General features: G+C 41.9%; 18 protein-coding genes. 3 read left to right on the forward strand and 15 right to left on the reverse strand.

Going from position 1 to position 20,078, the window contains the following annotated elements:
• Window positions 1–23: 23 nt before the first annotated feature.
• The 5 genes from QUB80_RS12355 to psaC all read right to left on the reverse strand — a co-directional run bounded on the left by QUB80_RS12355 (window position 24) and on the right by psaC (window position 4,214).
• Entirely contained in the window at window positions 24–311 is a 288-nt protein-coding gene (locus tag QUB80_RS12355) for a DUF2442 domain-containing protein (protein WP_289789791.1), read from the reverse strand.
• A gap of 90 nt (window positions 312–401) precedes the next feature.
• On the reverse strand, window positions 402–575 hold the full coding sequence (locus QUB80_RS12360) for a DUF4160 domain-containing protein (protein ID WP_289789792.1): 174 nt from the start codon (window positions 573–575) through the stop codon (window positions 402–404).
• 235 nt (window positions 576–810) lie between these two features.
• Window positions 811–1,461 (reverse strand): hypothetical protein, encoded by a 651-nt coding sequence (locus QUB80_RS12365; protein ID WP_289789793.1) that lies wholly within the window; start codon window positions 1,459–1,461, stop codon window positions 811–813.
• Window positions 1,462–1,582: 121 nt separating this feature from the next.
• Window positions 1,583–3,487: a glutamine--fructose-6-phosphate transaminase (isomerizing) gene (gene glmS / locus QUB80_RS12370; RefSeq protein WP_289789794.1), complete on the reverse strand. Its 1,905-nt coding sequence runs from the start codon at window positions 3,485–3,487 to the stop codon at window positions 1,583–1,585.
• A gap of 481 nt (window positions 3,488–3,968) precedes the next feature.
• Entirely contained in the window at window positions 3,969–4,214 is a 246-nt protein-coding gene (psaC, locus tag QUB80_RS12375) for a photosystem I iron-sulfur center protein PsaC (protein WP_016878077.1), read from the reverse strand.
• A 368-nt stretch (window positions 4,215–4,582) separates the two neighbouring features.
• Here psaC and QUB80_RS12380 point away from each other — a divergent pair, with 368 nt between their 5' ends.
• On the forward strand, window positions 4,583–4,978 hold the full coding sequence (locus QUB80_RS12380) for a DUF6464 family protein (RefSeq protein WP_289789795.1): 396 nt from the start codon (window positions 4,583–4,585) through the stop codon (window positions 4,976–4,978).
• 22 nt (window positions 4,979–5,000) lie between these two features.
• On the opposite strand, the gene fmt is transcribed toward QUB80_RS12380, so the two are convergent.
• The gene (gene fmt, locus QUB80_RS12385) at window positions 5,001–5,999 is read right to left on the reverse strand and encodes a methionyl-tRNA formyltransferase (RefSeq protein ID WP_289789796.1); all 999 of its coding nucleotides are present in this window, start codon (window positions 5,997–5,999) and stop codon (window positions 5,001–5,003) included.
• A 1,242-nt stretch (window positions 6,000–7,241) separates the two neighbouring features.
• Between fmt and QUB80_RS12390 the strand changes: the two genes are divergently transcribed.
• Complete coding sequence (locus QUB80_RS12390; protein WP_289789895.1) at window positions 7,242–8,501, forward strand: hypothetical protein; 1,260 nt, start codon at window positions 7,242–7,244, stop codon at window positions 8,499–8,501.
• 117 nt (window positions 8,502–8,618) lie between these two features.
• On the opposite strand, the gene minE is transcribed toward QUB80_RS12390, so the two are convergent.
• From minE to QUB80_RS12420, 6 genes are all read right to left on the reverse strand, one after another.
• A complete protein-coding gene (gene minE, locus QUB80_RS12395) occupies window positions 8,619–8,936 on the reverse strand; it encodes a cell division topological specificity factor MinE (RefSeq protein ID WP_289789797.1) in 318 nt (105 codons plus the stop codon).
• Window positions 8,937–8,974: 38 nt separating this feature from the next.
• On the reverse strand, window positions 8,975–9,781 hold the full coding sequence (gene minD / locus QUB80_RS12400) for a septum site-determining protein MinD (protein ID WP_289789798.1): 807 nt from the start codon (window positions 9,779–9,781) through the stop codon (window positions 8,975–8,977).
• 61 nt (window positions 9,782–9,842) lie between these two features.
• Entirely contained in the window at window positions 9,843–10,886 is a 1,044-nt protein-coding gene (gene minC, locus QUB80_RS12405) for a septum site-determining protein MinC (protein ID WP_289789799.1), read from the reverse strand.
• 87 nt (window positions 10,887–10,973) lie between these two features.
• The gene (locus tag QUB80_RS12410; protein ID WP_289789800.1) at window positions 10,974–12,299 is read right to left on the reverse strand and encodes a four-carbon acid sugar kinase family protein; all 1,326 of its coding nucleotides are present in this window, start codon (window positions 12,297–12,299) and stop codon (window positions 10,974–10,976) included.
• An 8-nt stretch (window positions 12,300–12,307) separates the two neighbouring features.
• Entirely contained in the window at window positions 12,308–12,973 is a 666-nt protein-coding gene (locus QUB80_RS12415; RefSeq protein WP_289789801.1) for a hypothetical protein, read from the reverse strand.
• A gap of 44 nt (window positions 12,974–13,017) precedes the next feature.
• Window positions 13,018–13,620, reverse strand: a complete 603-nt coding sequence (locus QUB80_RS12420) for a TetR/AcrR family transcriptional regulator (RefSeq protein WP_289789802.1) — start codon at window positions 13,618–13,620, stop codon at window positions 13,018–13,020.
• A gap of 63 nt (window positions 13,621–13,683) precedes the next feature.
• Between QUB80_RS12420 and QUB80_RS12425 the strand changes: the two genes are divergently transcribed.
• Entirely contained in the window at window positions 13,684–15,042 is a 1,359-nt protein-coding gene (locus tag QUB80_RS12425) for a cytochrome P450 (RefSeq protein WP_289789803.1), read from the forward strand.
• 234 nt (window positions 15,043–15,276) lie between these two features.
• Here the strand turns inward: QUB80_RS12425 and QUB80_RS12430 are convergent, their stop codons facing one another.
• The 3 genes from QUB80_RS12430 to QUB80_RS12440 form a co-directional block, all read right to left on the reverse strand.
• Complete coding sequence (locus QUB80_RS12430; RefSeq protein WP_289789804.1) at window positions 15,277–16,566, reverse strand: Glu/Leu/Phe/Val family dehydrogenase; 1,290 nt, start codon at window positions 16,564–16,566, stop codon at window positions 15,277–15,279.
• A 315-nt stretch (window positions 16,567–16,881) separates the two neighbouring features.
• Window positions 16,882–18,399, reverse strand: a complete 1,518-nt coding sequence (locus QUB80_RS12435) for a carotenoid oxygenase family protein (protein WP_289789805.1) — start codon at window positions 18,397–18,399, stop codon at window positions 16,882–16,884.
• A 138-nt stretch (window positions 18,400–18,537) separates the two neighbouring features.
• Window positions 18,538–19,980, reverse strand: a complete 1,443-nt coding sequence (locus QUB80_RS12440; protein WP_289789806.1) for a folate/biopterin family MFS transporter — start codon at window positions 19,978–19,980, stop codon at window positions 18,538–18,540.
• Window positions 19,981–20,078: the final 98 nt, after the last annotated feature.

Here is a 20,078-nt window from a genome sequence, read left to right on the forward strand (position 1 = left end):
GGCCACCTCTAACACTGCATAGTTCAAAGTTCATTTACTGTTTCTGTAATTTGATAATTACTAATTGCTTCTCCCGTAATTTCTGCATAAAGTACATCGGGGTCAAAATCTGCACCGTTTTCCCAGTAAATTGTTCCCCATTCAGGGTTGATTTTTACTTGTTTGAAATAGTTAATATCTTTTAGTGGTGCAAAAACACCTGTAAAGGAAATTAATGTACTAATATCAATAATTCCTTGTTTGTCATCTTCAAATTTAAGGTATAGTTGATAACCCTCTCTCGGTTCAACTGCAATAATATCTTTGAGCACGATTTACTCCAGTGGTTCAATTTTTTCTAGAGGATTGTTGAGTCTAGCTTTGTCCCTGTTGTCCATCAATTCTCTTTTATGCAAGTTTGCCTATTCAACTACAAGTGATAATAATCTGGAAGATAGTTTACCTTCTAATATTGATAATGTTTCGATATCAATAATCGCTTTTTGTTGATTATAGCGAACGTGGAAATATGGTGGTGGATGGTCGTTATAATACATGGTGATAATAATTCCTAGAAAACGGCTAATCTCTGGCATTACATCACCTTGGCTAAAAGATTTTCTGCTTCTTTGACAAGAATTTCACATGATTCAAGTTAGAGTAGTAGGTATCGCGAATAGAGTTTTTCTGACCACTAGCCACTACCCTTTTAATATCAAGTTCGCATGATTAGTTATGATTACCATCTTGGTGTTACCCCTCCCTAACCCTCCCCTTGGTAAGGGGAGGGTACCGTTAGGTGGGTGGGGTGCTTAAAGATTTATTAAGTAATTAACTGAACTTGATATAAGTCAAATCTCTTCTAATCCGAGTTAACGCCTGTTGTAACCCTTCACTATGAATCCAACCAACAAACCCGCCGTAAATCATTCTGTCATTCCTATCCCCTAAAAAAACATGATCAACACCAACGGGGTTTTTCCATGTTTTTACTACTGTCCCATCCCGAAGCCTCATGATGGGATGAGAACTCTTAAAATCCCTGTGGTGAGCGCGAGTCATGCCAGGGACATTCTCTAAAATAGCGATCGCTTCTTTGGCATCATCTGTTGTGTTAGCACTAACTACCGTTGCACAACCGCACCCATCAGTTATAGTCATCTTGAGCCTATCTTTCATGTCACCGTCAAACAGCAAAAAAGACTCAATCTCCTCTAGCAATTTACCATGTGGCTCATTTTGTCGGCGCTGACAATAAATTGCTGTGATCAAATCTTCTAAACTGACTTTCGCCAAAGCATCGGTAATCAAACTTGTCAGTCCTAAAACAGCAATTCCACCCAACATCCCTGCTGGGCCACCTAGTATAGCTAAAGCTGCTGTAATAGCTGCTGCACCTGTTAAACCTGTGGTTGCCATGACTATTACTAAAATAATTCCAGGCAATCCTAACGCTGCAACTTTTTTGACAACTTCATCCATAGATTTTTTATACTACTTCACAAAAATCCTGATACAAATACAGAAACTGTAGAGACGCGAAATTTTACGTCTCTACTTCTTCCAAAGCCATTTTATTCTCAAAAACGGGTATTAAATTATACTATTCAACTGTAACACTCTTAGCAAGATTGCGGGGCTGATCGACATCCAAACCGCGACGAGCAGCAATGTGATAAGCCAATAGTTGTAAAGGGATTACTGTCACAATCGGAGATAGCAATTCATCTACCGTTGAGACAGGGATGAGATCGTTAAAGATTTCTGCTGCTTCTCCTTCTTGCACAGGAGTGACGCCAATTAATCGAGAATCACGGGCTTTGGCTTCTTGGGCATTAGAAATAACTTTTTCGTATACATTACCAGGCATAGCGATCGCTACTACTGGTACTTTTGCATCTAATAGAGCGATCGGCCCGTGTTTCATTTCTCCAGCTGGATAGCCTTCGGCGTGAATATAGCTAATTTCCTTTAGTTTCAATGCTCCTTCTAAGGCGATCGGGAAGTTTATCCCCCTACCCACAAAGATAAAATCTGTAGTTTCCGCAAAATCATGTGCTAATTGTTCGGTTAAATGTTCTTGGCTTTCCAAAGTCGCCTCAATTTCTTTAGGTATATGGTGCAACCCTTTGAGAATATCCTCTAGTGTGTCTGAGGATACTGTTTGACGGCGATATGCTAAATCCAACGCCAAAGCATAAAAAGACATCAGTTGAGCGATAAAAGTTTTCGTTGCCGCTACACCAATTTCAATCCCAGCCAGGGTATTAATTATATTTGGTACCATATGTCCCAAAGTACTCTCTGGGCGATTGGTAATGCCTAACAATCGCGCATGATATTTTGGTTGTTTCCCTTGACGACGTTCTTTTTCCATCGCCAAAGCTGCCAAAGTATCAGCAGTCTCACCGGATTGGGTAACGCCAATAGTGAGGGTATTGGGTGTTAAGGGTGATGGAGCATAACGAAACTCAGAGGCATACTGCACCTGAGTAGGAATTTGCGCCACTTGTTCTAGTAAATATTTACCTACCAATGCCGCATGCCAACTAGTACCGCAAGCGACAATTTGAATTTGCTCTAAATCTGCGTAAAATTCTTCTGGCAAACCTAAATGAATTGGGGAATTACCAGTAGCACTTGCTGCATTCCAATCAGTATTAAAGTATGCTTCCAAACAAGCCCTAACTACTCCTGGTTGCTCATAGATTTCCTTGAGCATGAAATGCTTGAATCCTTGCTTTTCTACCATCATTGGATTCAAGCTGAGTAAACGGGGATATTTTTTCAACCTCTGCCCAGCAAAATTGTAAATCTCAATACCCAAAGGAGTCAGACGTGCCATTTCGCTATTTTCCAGAGGAAGCACAGCACGGGTATGAGAAATAATTGCGGGCGTATCAGAGGCACAGAAAAACTCACCTTGTCCGAAACCAACCACCAAAGGAGCTTGTTGGCGCACGACAATCAGTTCATCGGGATAGTCAGCGCAAATAACAGCGATCGCAAACGCTCCTTGAAGTTCATTTACCGCTTTTCTCACTGCTGCTAAGAAATGAGAGTCAGTGTTATTTGGTTCACGGGCAATTTCTTCTTTCAGAAGTTGAGCGATTAAATGAGGTATCACTTCTGTATCTGTATCTGAGCGAAACTGATGCCCACTAGCTTTGAGTTTTTCGCGTAGCTCTCGATAGTTTTCGATAATCCCATTCTGCACCACTGCCACACGCATTGCCGTATCCATGTGGGGATGAGCGTTGTATTCTTCCGGTTTTCCGTGAGTTGCCCAGCGAGTATGTCCAATACCTATCGTTGCAGGAGTTTGCAGATGTTCTAACTTAGAACGCAGATTATGTAGCTTACCTTTGGCTCGGACGCAATGAATTTCTTCTTCCCATATCGTTGCTATGCCAGCAGAATCGTAACCTCGATACTCCAGTTTTTCCAGCCCAGATAGTAAAATTTCTGTTGCCGCTTGAGTGCCAATATAGCCAACGATACCGCACATAGCTCACACCACCTTATACGATTTTGGATTTTGGATTTTAGATTGGAAATCGCCTTCTGTATCCATCCGGATTGGGTGAATCCATCTATCCCAATCATTTTTTAAATTGGTATTATTCTTCAGAATAATTAAATTCCAGTATAGTGGTTAGCACAAAATCTGGCTTTGGTAAAGTTTAGTCAAAAAGAAAAAAAGGAGCAGATTGCTCCTTGAAATGCTAGTAAAAGCTATTACTTTTCGAGTTTTACAAAAAAATGATTATTTTGTAGGGTGGACTCACTGTCCACAAATATCAACTGAGTGGCCAGAAATACCTCCCTACAACGTTAAAAGAACTTGCTATTTCAAAACTGAGTACTTGTTTCCTCAGCACATTTTAAGGAAAGCACCCTGCAAAAGGGTAATGAGTAACATCAGCGAGTTTTCTAGTTTAAGAAAACTGCCCGTCGCCTCCGTTGCACTATCAACAAGCGCATTGTACCTAGTAAGCTAGACCCATACTGCGAGTGGTTTCAGCTCCCAAGTAAACCCTGATGCTCAAAAAGTCGGTAGGACAAGCTGTTTCACACCGCTTGCAGCCCACACAATCTTCTGTACGGGGGGAAGAGGCAATTTGCTGGGCTTTACAGCCATCCCAGGGAACCATTTCCAACACGTCTGTTGGGCAAGCGCGAACGCACTGGGTACAGCCAATGCAGGTATCGTAGATTTTTACTGTATGAGACATTAAAACGCTCCTAACTGAAGTGTTCTTCTCTGCGAAAGAATCATAATCAAGGCTTAGTTTACCGCAGTGGCTTGGCTGTCGTAATCAAAAGGCTACATAACTTTAAACAACGTAATAAGAAATGGGTTATACCATTTTGGATTTTAGATTTTAGATTAGAAATCGCCTTTCCGTGTTGGATGAATCAATTGGCTTTTATCTGTTCCCAGTTTCCCGTTCCCTTTTATTCCCACTAACTTACTTCACACAAGCTTTTGCTATTTTTTACAAAATATTAGCAAATCGCTAACTATAACATAAATTCCATATGCTAACGCAAGCAAGTGCGCTACCATCCTAAAATAATGTAAATGACATTACAAAAGCTTATGGAGCCAGATTCTTTACCAACCGAGGTGATTTTGACGCATCCACGACAGTCCCTCGGTAGCGTGCAACTTGACTGGATGCCACAACCAGGAAACTATCTTGACCTTGAAGGCAAAACTTATGCCGTTTTAGAGCGTAGCCACCGTTATCAGTTTAAGGCAGGGCGCTATCGTTTGCAGAAAGTGTCCTTATATGTGCAGACTGCTAAACGACCAGAAGAGAAAACCTGGGTAAACGGACGTTGGGTGATCGGCGATGCTAACTGCCGCTACAACGCCCATTCAGAAATAATTCGCTGTGCTGTTAATCCAGAAGGGCCGTGCAACTCTTGCCGCTTCTACGAAAAGCTAAAAGCTACAACTGAGGAGTTAGTAACTGAAGATTATAATTACTGACTCCTAACCCATACTAACCATACTAACTTTCTAATACTTCTTTTATTGTTACTCGTGCACCATTGACAAAATCCCAACCTGACTGGGGACGTTTGCCAGGTAGCTGAACTTCTCGCAACAACAACAATCCTTCTCCAGTTTGCACGATCGCTCCCATTCCCTTGGCGATGCTTACTATTTCCCCTGCTCTGCCCGATGCTATTGATAAATCCTGTAGTTTACGAGAAACTTCTTGTATTTCTGGTGGCAGTTCTTGCCAGTGAGCACAACCAAGGGGAGCACAGACGTTTATTTTGAGGGGTTGATTGCGAAAGGAGGTAGTACAGTTGGGGTAAAAGCCTCTAATTTGATTGTGTAATTGTATGGCGCTCTTTGACCAATCCAACAAATAATCCTCTTTTTTAATCAAAGGGGCATAGGTAGCTTCTGAATTTTGTTGAGGACTTGGCTCAATTTCACCACGTTCTAACTTTAACAAAGTCTCTACTAATAAATCTGCGCCTATTATTGCCAATTTTTCTGCCAAATCTTGGGCATTCTCCATTAAAGTTATTGGTGTCGTAGTTTTGAGAAGCATTGCGCCCGTATCCATCCCCTCATCCATTAACATTGTGGTGATGCCTGTTTCCTTCTCCCCGTTATACAAACACCACTGAATTGGAGCTGCACCACGATATTTAGGCAAAATTGAACCATGCACGTTTATACAACCCAACTTAGGCATCTCTAAAATTTCTTGAGAGAGAATTTGCCCATAGGCGACAACCACAAATACATCCGCACCTGTGGCTTTAAGTTGATTTAAAGTTTCGACATCTTTCTTAACTCTTTGAGGTTGCCATACAGGCAAATTATGACTTGTGGCAATAGTTTTTATTGGTGGAGGTGTAAGTTGGTTTCCTCGCCCCCGACGTTTGTCTGGCTGGGTAACCACTGCCAATACCTCAAAGTTTGAATGCTTCAGCAACTTCTCTAGAGTAGGAACTGCAAATTGGGGAGTACCAAAGAAAACGACTTTCATGATTCTCAGGGATCAATAGTCAAGAATCTACAAGATACTTTTAATCGCACCTTTTATGAAGTATCTTGCACAATATCAATTTCAGTGCTGTCATGGGGATCGCTGTGTTCTGTGAGTAATTCAGACCGGACAAAGTTCTCACTTTCTATATAAATCTATGTGTAATTATTTATATACTATGTAATTAAAATAACCATATTTTGTGTATTAACATTTACCAAAGATACAATAAAGGTCGCTATTGCTTTTCTACAGTCACAACAGTTTGTAAAGAGTAGAGATTACAAACCTTAGGATTCAAAACCAGCCATAACATTTGTTTGAACTGTGACGTCTAATTCCTGTAAGCTGATTCTGCTGTACCTACAAGCCAAGTCAAGATTATCTTCTATAGTTTAATTATCTAGTTACAAAATAGTTTTGTTTTTGTGAAAATTTGCAACCTTAAAGCTTGCTGGAGTTATAATAGGTTAGCTGGATGTTTATCCAGTATAAATTGTATTCCTGGTAACCAAACTATACTCTTTGGCTTTGTCTAACGGCTGGTCATTTGCGTCTGCTAAACTAATATAATTTTTATATTTATTGGAAAGCCAGCAAAAATTGCCGAGTTTCCAAAACAGTAGTGCGTTTCAATTGTAGCTGCAACTGAAAATTGTTTTCTTGCAGTTAGATTGACAACCATTTCCTATCGCTAGATGTGAGCCGCGATTATTTGAGTAGCTTGGTTAGTACCTTTGGTAAGTGTAATAAACGACACTACATTTTACTATACATTTAGTATTTTGTGGTGCGGTAACAAGATAGCAACAGGCAATACCTGATAGCTGAGGCTAAGTGCTAGGCTACTGATACCTCTTCTGTGGTCTAAAGCGCTTCAATTCCATGTCGGAATTAATGCCTAAATTTTGATCTAGCTCAGTAGTGACAAGGCATTATTGTTTAGGAAGAAAATCCTAGCTAACTTTAGTCATTATTGGAGGCTAGAAATTTCTGCTAGTAATTTGGGTATTAGGTGCAAAATATAAGACACAATCTTAAAATTATGCTCAGTGGGAAGGTTTGACCTGGCGAAATCCATTAGTTCTTTGTTATACATAATAATCAAAGTCTAGTTCCTTTCCGCATTGACCTCACTCCTCACACAGCAACCACCCTCTAGAGAGTCAACAAATGCTTAAACATCTTTTGCTGTCGGGATGGTTTCGCGCCCAACCATTCTCAAGGTATATTGCCTTTGTAATGCTGATTGCACCCCTGGTGGCTGCATCTGGTCATTCTACTTCAGCACAATCACAAGTAGCTAAAAATACTTCTATAAGTAATGAGTCGGACTGTGTATCTATTGAAGCAGATAAAGCTAATAGCTTGGATTCAACTCAAGTAGAAAAAGTAGCTTCAAGCAACCTTGGGACAGACAAATCAACTTCTGTGTTGATGTCTAAGGCTACTGTTGAGAATCCACAAACTATACATATAGATAAAAATGAATCTTGGGTAGCAGAAGATGATTCTTTGTCAATGGTGGAAATACCAGAGCACCAATTATTGGCTGCTGTGGAATTTGCAACAGTACCAGGGCAAGCTAATAATTTTGTAAAGGGGCTTTCTACTAGTCAATTAGAGATACTGCGGAGAATAAAAACTGCAAAATTCCAGTCCTCAACTCAAGAAAATAGTCATACATTAATTGATACATCCACTACTCAGTCTTCTGAAGCAACTAGGTATGTACCTGTAGCTAGAGAAACTCAGCCTCGGTATAAAGATGTAACTGTTATTGATCAATCTGAGCCTTCTCAACAAGCACAGCAAGATCCAATTGGCAGTTCTTATCCTATTCCTTGGGATTGGATTTTAAATACTCATGAAATGGTTAGTTCTACGGGTGGTTCTGGAGTACGTTATTACCGTAGCGTACCTGTGGTTTCTCCAGATGGGAAGTATGCGGTCTATAGCCGTGTGCAGCTAGAAATCAAACCCGAACTCTACAACAGCCGTGTCAGCAGTGTTTTGTTTTTAGAAGACAGACAAACTGGGAAATTACGGGTAGTATCTTCTACTTCTCCGAATATGGATACTCTCTTAAATGCCAAGACAGCTTCAGATGCAAATGCTGAAGGAACTATTGGGGTGTTGGTTCCCGTTAGTTGGTCGGAGAAAGGCGAACGCTTCTTAGCACGTAAATTTGAAGCAGTATTCAATACATCTGATGCGAGCGATCGCGCAGTGATTTGGGATCGCCATAGCGATCGCATCAACACCATAACTCCCGCCCATAATGAAAACGAGCATGAAAAAATAGCAGTGCTTTTGGGTTGGAGTCAAGCCCAGCCTGGCGATGTACTATTTCGGGCTGGAGAGATGGGCGAAGAACAATGGCCTGTGCTTGCAGTTTCTAATGATGGTCAAACTGTAATCGCAAAAGACGTGGATCGACCTGTGACTTTTGGTAACCAAGCTGCACAACTTTGGGGAACTCCGCCAGTTGCTTATAGATAGTTATTATCCCAATCAGTCCCGTTGTAGTTGAGAACTGCAACGGGACTGATTTATGGTTTTGACAGAGACAATAAAGTAAAAGCTATATTAAATAAACTTAATAATACTACTCCCAAATCAAAAATTATCAGTAAAAGTACTGCTATTATCTTTAATTTCTAACTCCTCCGTAGTTTCTTTAACCCTACGTATAGGTACATTAGCAATTAAAGCAGTAGTACGTTGATTGCTTTCTAAAGAGAATTCTAAACCTTCTGTGTCTATCTCCACATAGCGACTGACAATGTTTAAAATTTCTTGTCGCATCTTTTCTATCATCTGGGGGCTTAAGTCAGCGCGATCATGAGCAATCACCAACTGTAAGCGACGTTTCACCTGATTGCGACTAGTGTCAGTAGTGCGAAAAAAAAGTTTTTCTAGAAGTTCAAGGATCATTGCTGCTTAGTTTGCACAGATGGGAATGGGATAAAGAGTTAAATAATTTTTGTCCACAACAATCTTCGGATACGAGAAAAGATGTTGTCATTATTGGAGTCAACTTCAATGAAATCGACTGCTTCCCCTTCCAATCTGCGAGCAATGTTCTCAAAGGCCGTAGCAGCTAAAGAGGGGCTTTCTGATAGTACCAAAGGTTCGCCACGATTGGTAGAGACAATCACGCGCTCATCGTCGGGAATTACTCCAATCAGAGGAATTGCTAAAAGTTCTTGAACATCTTGGACGGACATCATATCATTTGCCCGTACCATCGCAGGTTTAATCCGGTTGATGATTAAATGAATTCGTTTAATGCCTTGTGCTTCTAGTAACCCGACTACACGATCAGCATCCCTGACTGAAGCAATTTCCGGCGTGGTGACAATTAATGCTTCTTTGGCTGAGGCGATCGCATTTTTAAATCCCATTTCAATGCCGGCTGGGCTATCAATAATCACGTATTGATATTTTTGCGCCAATGCATTGACTAATAACTTAATTTGATCGGGACTAACTGCATCTTTGGTGCGATTTTGGGCAGCAGGCAACAACACTAGATTCGGCAGCCGCTTATCTTTCACCAAAGCTTGTTCTAAGCGGCACTCCCTAGCTAAGACTTCAACAGCTGTATAAACAATGCGGTTTTCCAGTCCTAAGAGTAAATCCAAATTTCTCAAGCCAAAATCGGCATCAACTAATGCCACTTGCCGCCCCATTTTAGCTAAAGCCATGCCTAGATTTGCCGAGCTGGTGGTCTTACCCACGCCTCCTTTCCCAGAGGTAATGACAATAATTCGGGTCATGATGTTAGAATGCGATTGATGATGTTTCTAGAAATGGAAATGATAGATTAACAATAGAGCTTTATGGCTCTTGATTCATCTTGTTAAATTGGGTTTTAGAAAAATCAGTAGCCTTAGTGATGCGAATTCCTTGAGGGGTGATGTATGCCACTTCTGGGTAAACTTGCATCAGTGATTTTTCTGGCGCCCTAGCTACAGCATCTGCAATTCGCAACTGGGTTGGTTCCATTTGCAAAGCCATAATCAGACACTTGCGATTGCCACCAGCACCAGCATGAGCGACGCCACGGAGACGTCCCCATACGAGAATATCTCCATCTGCAACTACGATACCACCTGGATTTAGATCGCCTAAGATAATGACGCTACCAGGATGACGTATTTCGACTCCGGAACGCACTGTCTTTTCTAAATAAAGGGCTTCTGCGTGAGTGATTTTGGCAACTTGTGATTGAGCATCGAGCAGGTTTTCTCGTTGTATTTGTTCTACAGAATAGCCAGCAGTAGCAGCAGCGATGGCAGTTTGGCGACGACTAGTAGAAACAGATTTTAGCTGCATATACATTTCGCTGAGAGTCTGAGCGAGTTCTTGCAGCTGTCTGCTATCTAGGAGCCGATCGCTTGCTACCAGATGCACAGGGGTATTGGTTCGTGATTTTAGGCGATCGCTTGTGTTTAGTCTGAGCTTGAGGTGTTCCCACATTTGTCTCCAATTGCTTTCAGAAGCAGGTACTTGGGATTCTGTAGGCAAAATTAATAAAAGTTTTTCCTCCTCTGTTTTGATTTGAATGTGACTATTCTTATCTAGCGTCTGTTCTAGTAACGATAGCTCAGATAAATCTAAATCGAAAACTGTGGAATTTGAGTCTGCATCTAGAACTGAAGACAACTCTGGCTCGGCTGCCACAGAATTTGACTCTAAACCAGCAGAGGCAGAAATTGACTTGAGATAGAGGATAACAGAATTTACTTCTGCTTCCGGAAGGACAGAATCTGAATTGACATTAATAACGTTAGAATCTACATCAGCATGGTCAGATGTTGATTCTGAATTATTAAAAGCAGAGTTTGATTCTATATCGGGGATCGCAGAATCAGAAGTCATGCAGCACCAGCCAAAAGATGGAAACCGAGCAATTACCAATATTAAAGTATTTATTTGTGTAACTGCATTTTGGAAAGTTGCAAATTATTACCCAGTCTTTATACTTAGTCTTTGATAAATTGTTTCCAAAGCGCTGGCATCACCAACGTTCCCTGGAAACAGCACCACTGGTAAATTAGGAAATTGGGGATGGTTTTCTGGAGTCCGCACCATTGAACAACCTGGTAAAATTTGGCCGAGTAATCGTGCAGAAGTTAAGTTCAAACCACTACTTAAGACATCATTAGAAGTGATACCACCCTTACTGATTAAAAATCCTATATCAGATGGCAAACTCCGGACAATATCCATCAAGAAGCCAGAAACTTTCGCTCCAAACTGTAAACGTGTTTTGACATCCTCAAAAGTGAGTTCTTGACGGCTAGTATAAATCACCGGTGTTTTACCAGTGTTATGTGCCGTATGAATACTTTTAAGAACATCGGTTAGCAGTGTAGCAGATCGGTCGCTCTGATTGAGCAAATCAGCTACATCAATTTCAATTCCCTCAGTTCCTTCTGCTTGCAACAGTGTTTCTAGCTGCTGAGTTGTTTTTTTGACATGGGAACCAACAACAACTGCACCTGGTTTGCCACCACGTACATACTCTGCCATATTTTCTGGGGCAATAGGTTGGGGAGATAGCCCAGCCAAAGCAGTTAAGATACTGGCAGCACTGCGAAACAAAAAGCGTTTCCCCTGACTTGCGGCTGACAGCACATCTTGGGCAAAGCGATTAAGATCTGCTTGAGTTTCTCCATCAACAACGCAGCATTGGTTGTTATGGAGTTGCATCAAGCGTTCTGTAGTACCAGCACGAATATCTGCTAGTAAAAACCTTTCTACAGAATCAGCCTTGATTTGTCCTTGGGTTTTTTCTTCTACATACTGAGGCAAGTAGCTGTAGTGATAGCTAAATACCGAATCGCGGGCAAACTCAGTTTCATGAACTGGGGTAGGTACACCATCAATGATGAGATAATGTAGGCTGTCACGAGTAATTCGTCCCCCTTCCAAAAAAGCCGGAACGAGAAAATGAGCATCAAAGGGGCCTAGTTCTTGGGCGATGACATCGGTTTCAATTGGATAATGTCCACGCAAAGTTGAATCAGAACGACTGACGATCAGAAAATCCTGAATTTTTTCGGCAGTTAAAGCAGTCTTCAGGTTATGACAAACTTCCCTGGTTACAGATGCAGCCGATTCTGGATGTAGCGCCCTAGTATTCGTCAGTACAAAAAAAATCGGTGATTCATCCTGCAACCCCATGCGTAAAGTATCCACATCCCAGCGCATTAGTAGCAAACAGCTGTGGACTGTTTGAGAACCCGTAGGATCGTCATCCAAAACAATTACTTTTGGTTTAGCGCTCATCTTTATTGTCAACCGGGCGACTGTAACTTTCTTACCAGGGTTTGTACATCGAGGTCAATCTGCAACAATTTATTTAAGAATTGAGTGTATTCACCTGTTGGAGAATTGACTTCTAAGACTTGCAGATTGTTTAAGTTATTGACAAGTAACTCTTGATTATCGATGGGAAGCTTTTTACGGTTTCGTAATATTCGCTCGATTTTTAGAGCTTGCACTAAATCTTCTCTCAACATTTGCAGGGCAGCGATCGCTGTTTCTCTGCCAGGTATATTAATTTCAGATTGCTCAGATAATATTGCTTCGTCGTAATTATTTACTGCTTGAATAATGGCATGATATCTATCAACTTCATTTAAAAGAATTTTTAGTGTTTTAGAGTAGGCAAAACTTCGCCACAGCCAGCGCCCAACAATCACTGCAATAGATATTGCAATCAACAAACCAATTCCCAAAAAAATAGCAGAACCAATTGTTGGCAGAATAATTAACGCATACACTAAACCGACAATGATTAAAGACAACAGCAGCGTTTCTCTAACTTCTTTCATCAAAAATCCCAATCGCTGCTCGCGATTTTCCATAATAGAGGGGCGGAGAACATGATTTGGATTGACTCCTGTCAATCTTCTTAATTCTCCTTTAGTGATTTCTAAGCCTATTAAATCCGGCTGCACGGAAGATACTCCTATGGAAGCTCCGGTAGTGTATCTATCGTATTTTAAGACTTTTGATCGGCTAGCGAGTTTTCTGTCAGAAAAAGATGTAAAGCACGCCGAACATAACACTCCCATGACTCGGTTGTGGGTTGAAAGATGAGTGCATAAAGCATAATTCCGCTCATGGCGTCGAAGACTAAACCGGGATCTAGATTTGCCTGAACTTCATTTCTTGCTTTTGCCCGTTCTAAAACAATTGCAAATGCTTGCCGTCGAGGTTGGAGATATTTAGTCCAGTAAATTTGAGCAAACTGAGAATTGCTGGATGCACTGCTAATTATCATGGCAACCGTTTGTCGTCCGAGAGGACTGAGGGTAATTTGAGCCGCGTTCTCAATTAATGCATCAATGTCACCCCAAAGGCTGCCTGTATTCGGGATGACAACCTCCTCTCGAACACTTTCGATCGCATCAGTAACCAATTCCTCTTTGCAGCTATAGCGTCGGTAAATGGTTGTTTTGCCTACACCCGCACGAGAGGCGATCGCCTCAATACTCATGGCATCGAATCCAACTTCCGCAAGTAACTCCAGAGTCGCTTGCAACATCGCTTGATGAGATTGGGAACTACGGGGTCTTCCCTGCTTTTTGTTACTCTGATTCATAGATGCTAGTATAATTTACGAAACGGTATCGTATCGTAATACTCGTTGAATCACGAGGAAAGCATGACTAATCTTTCAACTCAGCCAACTCTTCCCCTACCGCCTGGGCGATTGGGTTTACCTGTGATCGGGGAATCGATTGGCTATCTGCGCGATCCAGCAGGCTTTATTGCCAAACGACAACAGCAGTATGGCAACATCTTTAAAACCCATCTTTTTGGCAGCCCAACCATCGTTTTGATCGGGGCAGATGCGGTGCGGTTTCTCTTCTCCAATGACGGGCAAAAATTGGAGATGACAAATACGCCGAATTTTGAGATTCTACTCGGTACAAAATCAATAGGCGTGCAGACAGGAGCGGCTCACCAAATATTGCGCCGTCAATTATTTCAGGCTTTTCAGCCGAGAGCCTTAGAAAATTATGCCATCACAATGGAAGCAGTGACTCAGCGTTACTTGCAAAAGTGGGAACAAATGGGGACGCTGACTTGGTATGAAGAGTTAAAAAAATACACCCTCGATATTGCTTGTCGTTTGTTTGTGGGTGTGAGTACTGCTGCGGACGAATCGTTAGAAAAAGTTTATGAAGCTTGGAGCGAGGGGCTGTTGACAATTCCAGTTCGGTTTCCGGGTAGCAAGTTTGATCGGGCAGTGCGAGCGCGGGAAGAACTGCTTGCCCGATGCGATCGCTTTATCGAACAACGTCAACAGCATCCTTTAGACGAGCAAGATGTTTTGAGTATTTTGTTAGTTGCCAAAGACGAAACCGGAAATGCACTCAGCCGAGCAGCCATCAAAGATAATATTCTGGGAATGTTAATCACCGGACATGAAACCCTAACGTCGGCATTAACTTCTTTGTGTTTGCTACTGGCTCAACATCCCCAGGTACTCGAAGCTGTGCGTACAGAGCAAGCACAACTAGGATTTCCAACTTCATTGACTCAAGAAACCTTGAAGCAAATGACTTACCTAGAGCAAGTGCTAAAAGAGGTGCTAAGAATTGCACCGCCTGTGGTTCGGAGCGGATCGCGGAAAGTGCTGGAGGCTTGTGAGTTTGGTGGGTATTCGATTCCAAAGGGTTGGGATGTGTATTATCAAATTCCGGAAACGCATCAAGATAGTCAGGTTTACACACACCCAGAGCAATTTGATCCGGAGCGGTTTTCATCAGAGCGATTCTCCAAAGGAGACGCTACGCGAACGCAAGATAAGCAAAAACTCTTCAGTCATATTCCATTTGGTGGTGGCATCCGAGAATGTTTGGGTAAAGAATTTGCCAGATTAGAAATGAAACTGTTTACTGCTTTATTGGTTCGTGATTATGAATGGGAGTTAGTACCTGGACAAAATTTAGAGCGAGTTGTATTGCCTTTTTCTCGTCCTCGTGATGGGCTGAAGGTAAAGTTCAGCCGACGCTAAATGTGTAATGGCAGGAATGGAAAGCGATCACAATCTAACAACTGTCAGTATTTGTAGCTGAATATCTGGTTGTATCAGTTCGATTGAGAACCAGAGGCTCTAGTTCTCTTTACCAGGTTGAAATCTGGTAACGAGGGTTTATGGGCTGCTGGCTCCAATTGTCAATTAAACTACTTTATATACTCATAATTTCAGTATATTTAGGCAATTAGAAAACACTACTTTGATGCCGCATCAAGGATACAAACCTCTATCTAGCAACGCCTGAGCAACACGTCCTACCCCTAAAGTATAGGCTGCTAATCTCAGACTCATCTGCCGTTTCTGAGAATGGTGGATCACTTGCTTATATGCTTGCACCATCAAGTTTTCCATTTCCCGGTTCACTCGCTCCTCATCCCAAAATAGGTAGGAAAGCCCCTGTACCCACTCCAGATAACTCACCACTACCCCGCCAGCATTCGTTAATATATCCGGCAGTACCGTTACACCCCGTGCCTCTAAGGCTTGGCTCGCTTCCAAAGTCACCGGGCCATTCGCTGCCTCTGCTACAAATTTCGCTTGTACCTGATTCACATTGTCTTCTGAGATTTGATTTTCCAAAGCAGCAGGAATCAAAACATCACAGGGTATAGTTAATAACTCATCATTGCTAATTGCTAATGCTTGTGGGAAACCAACCACACTCCCTCGATTCTTGGCAGCATAAGCTTTCAAAGCCGGAATATCAAGACCAACTTCCGAATAAACTCCTCCAGCACTGCTAGAAACAGCCACTACTATGGCTCCTGCTTGGTGCAGTAATAAAGCTGCTGCATTTCCAACGTTACCAAAGCCTTGAATGGCTACTCTCGTTCCCTCTAACGACTGACCGAGCTCCGCCAGTGCCTCCCGGACAATAATCATTGTGCCGCGTCCCGTTGCCATTTCCCGTCCACGCGAACCACCGATAGAAAGCGGTTTGCCTGTTACAACTCCCGGTACGGCGTGACCAACATTTACTGAGTAAGTATCCATCATCCACGCCATTTCACGGGCTGAAGTACCCATATCTGGTGCAGGAATGTCTACTGACGGGCCAATATTGTCTATTAATTCACTCGTATAACGCCGCGTAATCCGTTCTAGTTCGCCTACACTGTAACTTTTGGGATCTATAGCAATACCTCCTTTTGCGCCACCGTAGGGAATGCCCAAGAGCGCACATTTCCAAGTCATCAGCATTGCCAATGCTGATACTTCCCGTAGTGTCACTGCTGGATGGTAACGAATACCACCTTTGTAAGGGCCTAAAACATCACAGTGCTGTACTCGATGTCCTGCTAAAACTTGGATTTCTCCATTGTCCCGTTTGACAGGAATAGACACGGTGACTACTTTGCGCGGACGACTGAGAATTTCTAATAAGCCTTGATCGAGCTTTAATTCTCGCGCTGCCGCATCCAAATAACTACAAGCTTGATCGAACGGACAAATATATGCTGGGGAAGGTGTCTCCAGTGGTTGTAGGGATGTTGAAATCATAAAGTATTCTCCAATCGCGCCAATATATGCGAACCGGATTTACGCCTAGCCTATACTTTATTTTTGGGAAAAATATAATTTTTGTAGTTTTTGTTACAAAATTTTCAATTGTAGCTTTTTTGATAACTCTAAAGATAGTAATATAAGGACAACCAGAGATACACACAGACGAACACAGATAAAAAACATACTTTTAGTCTGTGTTCCTTTTTTGTTAAAAATGGTAGTCGGTACAAAAGATTTATAAAACCCCGACTTTTTTAGAAAAGTCGGGGGTCTGAACAGTTTACACTCAAAATACAAAATACTTAATGCCTATTTTGTTGGTAAAAATACCTTAGAAGTAAAGTTACCATGCAGCCCATAGGGGATGTGATGCTTAAGATGTAGCCTAGCTATTGGCCCTTGATTAAAATCACGCGCATCTAAAATCACTACATCGGAACGATGGTGAGCAGCATCATAAACCAGAGCCAAAACCCAGCCATCATCTTCACCTCCTTCAGAATAGGGGATGTCAGGAGTACGAGGTACAAACACAGGTTCGCTGGCAAAGCCTTGGGGTGCAGCACTCCAAAGTTGACGTTCTCCCGATTCTAAATCTATTTTCAAAAATGCTTGTAAGGGAGCGTTACCACTAGGAGCATGAGCCGCACCTATATATAAATAACGATGTGAGTGTCCAACTTTTTGAGGATGCAAACTGGGAAATTCACAACAACGGCTTTCTATTAACTTTTGCTGTACTGTTTGATTCTCTAAATTCAGATTAAATCGCCACAGTTGTCCTGGTTTGAGGGCATCAAAATCAACTTTGCGAAAATCACTTTTCGGTTCTACTTCTGGTAATGATTCATAACAAATAGAGTCAATAATAATTTCGTTACCTTGCTCAAATGCATTGGCATGATGGAAGACGAAACCTGATTGAGTTTCAAGGATTTGCACCTTTTTTTGTTTAGGTTGCCGGGGGATAATAATAATTCGAGTTGGTTGATGATGTTGAAACTTGATGCACTCACCTGCACCACTCATTCCGAAGACAAAAGAAATAGGATTAAAAGTGACAGGATTTTGGAAGAATATGCAGTAATTTGGAGTAATCGCAAAATCGTGGATAAAGGCAAAACCTGGAACACTATGGGCGTGCTTTCTGACAACTTTGCCAGTTGTGTCTAGTTCAAAAATGGTGATTGTGGTAGAGAGTCCTGGCTTGATGGAAAAGTTAACTAAGCAAGGAGCACCATTATCTAATTTACAACTAGGATCGAAGCGCGGATGAGCACCAAAAGCCTCACCCTCTGACAAAACATTGTTGAAGTATTCTTTGCCTAAAGTCTCAAGTGTGTAAGGATCAAGTCGATGGGGTTCAGCAGCTTCCCAAAGAGCTAGTAGTTTATCTCCCCAGTAAATAATGTTGGTGTTGGCAATGTTTTTGAGGTTGAAGTCAAAGGCATTAGCTAACCAACCACCCGGTTTTTGCGTTCCAAATACACCACGATAAAGAATTTTTCTAGCTTTTTGTTCTGCTAAATATCCTGCTGTACGAACAAAGCGGTTGCGGAAGTGAGCACGACCGTTTAAAAATGTGATGCGGCTAATCATCCCATCGCCATCAAATGGGTGATGAATTGGCTGCCCATTAATATCTAGTAAACCAGGGCCATTTCTGAACAGTGTACCGTTAAGTTCAGGCGGAATTTGCCCTTCTATATCATCTATCCAATAATCAAATTCTTGTTTAAGAGACTGATATCCTCCCTGCCATTCACTAGGATTGTAAGATTTTTCAGGAAAATTTGAGGCGTTTTCTTGAACTTTAAACGTCTGCATATTGATAGTTTGATTGAAATTCTTGATGAATTAAAGGTGAGTAGTTAGTGGGAAAGAACTAACTTTTGTATGAGCGGGTTTAAAAACTAAGGAAATTCCGAGGGCGCACTTGCCCCCCTAATAACAATCCTAATTTCTTTACTTATCAACTATTTCTGATTCTAGTTCTCGCAACATCAACTCTGGCATGAAATCCGGTACAAAAGGTTCTTCCCTATCTTTTAATACTGCTGGTGGTAAATTTTTTGGTGTTTCGGTTTGAGAGTTGGCAGCAGGTAGCCAATTGAGAAATGGTAGTGGTAAAAGTGTGCTGAGGTTAGTAACAAGCACCAAAAGCCAGAGTTTATCAAAATTGGTTTCGGTTACTCCCAACAAATGCATTAATCCTGCTCCTAATTCGTAGGAAAGTAATCCTGCCAAGTTAGTTACTGACATCAATAGAGCAAATAATGTTGCTTCTACTCCCGATGGACAAAGCCTTGCTGCTAGTACTAGCACGGGCATATAGGCAATTTGCCCCATTACGGTGAGAATAAGACTGTCGCCTAAACTAAACCAGTGGTCGTCGATACCTAAAGCACGGTTTGTATGAGTTACCAGTAGCAACATCGTCATGCCTAAGGCTGCTGAAAGAACAGTACTCCAACCAAAGATGACGCGAAAGGCTACGGTTTTGAGAAAACGTTGGAAGATCCAGATACCTACTAAAGAAGCAATACTTGTTACTAGGCGCACTCGTCCTAAAAATTCTGGTTCAAAGTGCAGCTCGTTGGTGGTAAAGAAGAAAAAAGCTGATTCAGCTGTGGGTGTAGCTTGCCAGATGAAGAGAAATGCTGTGGGTAGCCAAATGGCTTTTTGAGTAACCGCTTGGCGTAGTTGCCCAAGTTGGTGCTTGATACTTTGAAAGTTGGTGTTATGACTATCGTTAAAATCTTTGCTAACAGGAGATTCAGCAATCAACCATGCTACTGCGGAGACGATGAGGGGAAAAGAAGCAGTAATCCAAAATACGGTGCGATTGCTGAAATGCTCTAAAAGCAAACCACTAAAGTAAGCAGTGATTAAACCACCAAAGGCTGAAGCTCCCCAGCATAGAGATTGCAAGGAACCTGCTTCGGCTTGAGATTCTGCTCTTGCTCTTTCGACAACTAATGAGTCAACAATCACGTCACTGACAGCGACAGACAAGGAACCAAGAGCGATCGCTACTGTTGCTGCCAAAGGAGTGTGAACAATTGTTGCAAGACTAATCCAAGATGTAGCCCCCAGTACACCCGATAAGACTAAGTATGGACGTCGTCTATAACCCAATATGGGTAAGCCATCAGAAATAAAACCAAACAGTGGCTTAATAATCCAAGGTAGAGCAACAATGCCGAATAGTGCGGAGACTTGAGCCGGAGATAGCCCCAGTTCATCTTTAAGGAAAAAGCTGACGGCTAGGCGCGCCAACCCCAAAATGCCTTGGACAAAGTAAACAGTGAGAATGGCGATCAGTTCGGTAGTTGGTTCGTTACCGAAAAAAATCTTCTCCTTTACCGAGTCTTTGACCTTGGACAAACCAGAGGAAGAAATCAGCATTGATAAACAAATTTTAAGTTTTATCGACTTTTATTATGATATCGATTTTCTCATGGTCAGGTATAGAGAGCGATCGCTTGTCAGAGTTTGTTTACCTT

Origin of the sequence: Chlorogloeopsis sp. ULAP01, assembly GCF_030381805.1 — a bacterium.
Taxonomy (GTDB): Bacteria; Cyanobacteriota; Cyanobacteriia; order Cyanobacteriales; family Nostocaceae; genus Chlorogloeopsis.

What these genes read in the sequence shown, in the direction of transcription:
- QUB80_RS12360 (WP_289789792.1), bottom strand. Translation starts at nt 575, where the DNA reads ATGCCAGAGATTAGCCGTTTTCTAGGAATTATTATCACCATGTATTAT.
- QUB80_RS12365 (WP_289789793.1), bottom strand. Translation starts at nt 1,461, where the DNA reads ATGGATGAAGTTGTCAAAAAAGTTGCAGCGTTAGGATTGCCTGGAATT.
- glmS (WP_289789794.1), bottom strand. Translation starts at nt 3,487, where the DNA reads ATGTGCGGTATCGTTGGCTATATTGGCACTCAAGCGGCAACAGAAATT.
- psaC (WP_016878077.1), bottom strand. Translation starts at nt 4,214, where the DNA reads ATGTCTCATACAGTAAAAATCTACGATACCTGCATTGGCTGTACCCAG.
- QUB80_RS12380 (WP_289789795.1), top strand. Translation starts at nt 4,583, where the DNA reads ATGGAGCCAGATTCTTTACCAACCGAGGTGATTTTGACGCATCCACGA.
- fmt (WP_289789796.1), bottom strand. Translation starts at nt 5,999, where the DNA reads ATGAAAGTCGTTTTCTTTGGTACTCCCCAATTTGCAGTTCCTACTCTA.
- QUB80_RS12390 (WP_289789895.1), top strand. Translation starts at nt 7,242, where the DNA reads ATGCTGATTGCACCCCTGGTGGCTGCATCTGGTCATTCTACTTCAGCA.
- minE (WP_289789797.1), bottom strand. Translation starts at nt 8,936, where the DNA reads ATGATCCTTGAACTTCTAGAAAAACTTTTTTTTCGCACTACTGACACT.
- minD (WP_289789798.1), bottom strand. Translation starts at nt 9,781, where the DNA reads ATGACCCGAATTATTGTCATTACCTCTGGGAAAGGAGGCGTGGGTAAG.
- minC (WP_289789799.1), bottom strand. Translation starts at nt 10,886, where the DNA reads ATGACTTCTGATTCTGCGATCCCCGATATAGAATCAAACTCTGCTTTT.
- QUB80_RS12410 (WP_289789800.1), bottom strand. Translation starts at nt 12,299, where the DNA reads ATGAGCGCTAAACCAAAAGTAATTGTTTTGGATGACGATCCTACGGGT.
- QUB80_RS12420 (WP_289789802.1), bottom strand. Translation starts at nt 13,620, where the DNA reads ATGAATCAGAGTAACAAAAAGCAGGGAAGACCCCGTAGTTCCCAATCT.
- QUB80_RS12425 (WP_289789803.1), top strand. Translation starts at nt 13,684, where the DNA reads ATGACTAATCTTTCAACTCAGCCAACTCTTCCCCTACCGCCTGGGCGA.
- QUB80_RS12430 (WP_289789804.1), bottom strand. Translation starts at nt 16,566, where the DNA reads ATGATTTCAACATCCCTACAACCACTGGAGACACCTTCCCCAGCATAT.
- QUB80_RS12435 (WP_289789805.1), bottom strand. Translation starts at nt 18,399, where the DNA reads ATGCAGACGTTTAAAGTTCAAGAAAACGCCTCAAATTTTCCTGAAAAA.
- QUB80_RS12440 (WP_289789806.1), bottom strand. Translation starts at nt 19,980, where the DNA reads ATGCTGATTTCTTCCTCTGGTTTGTCCAAGGTCAAAGACTCGGTAAAG.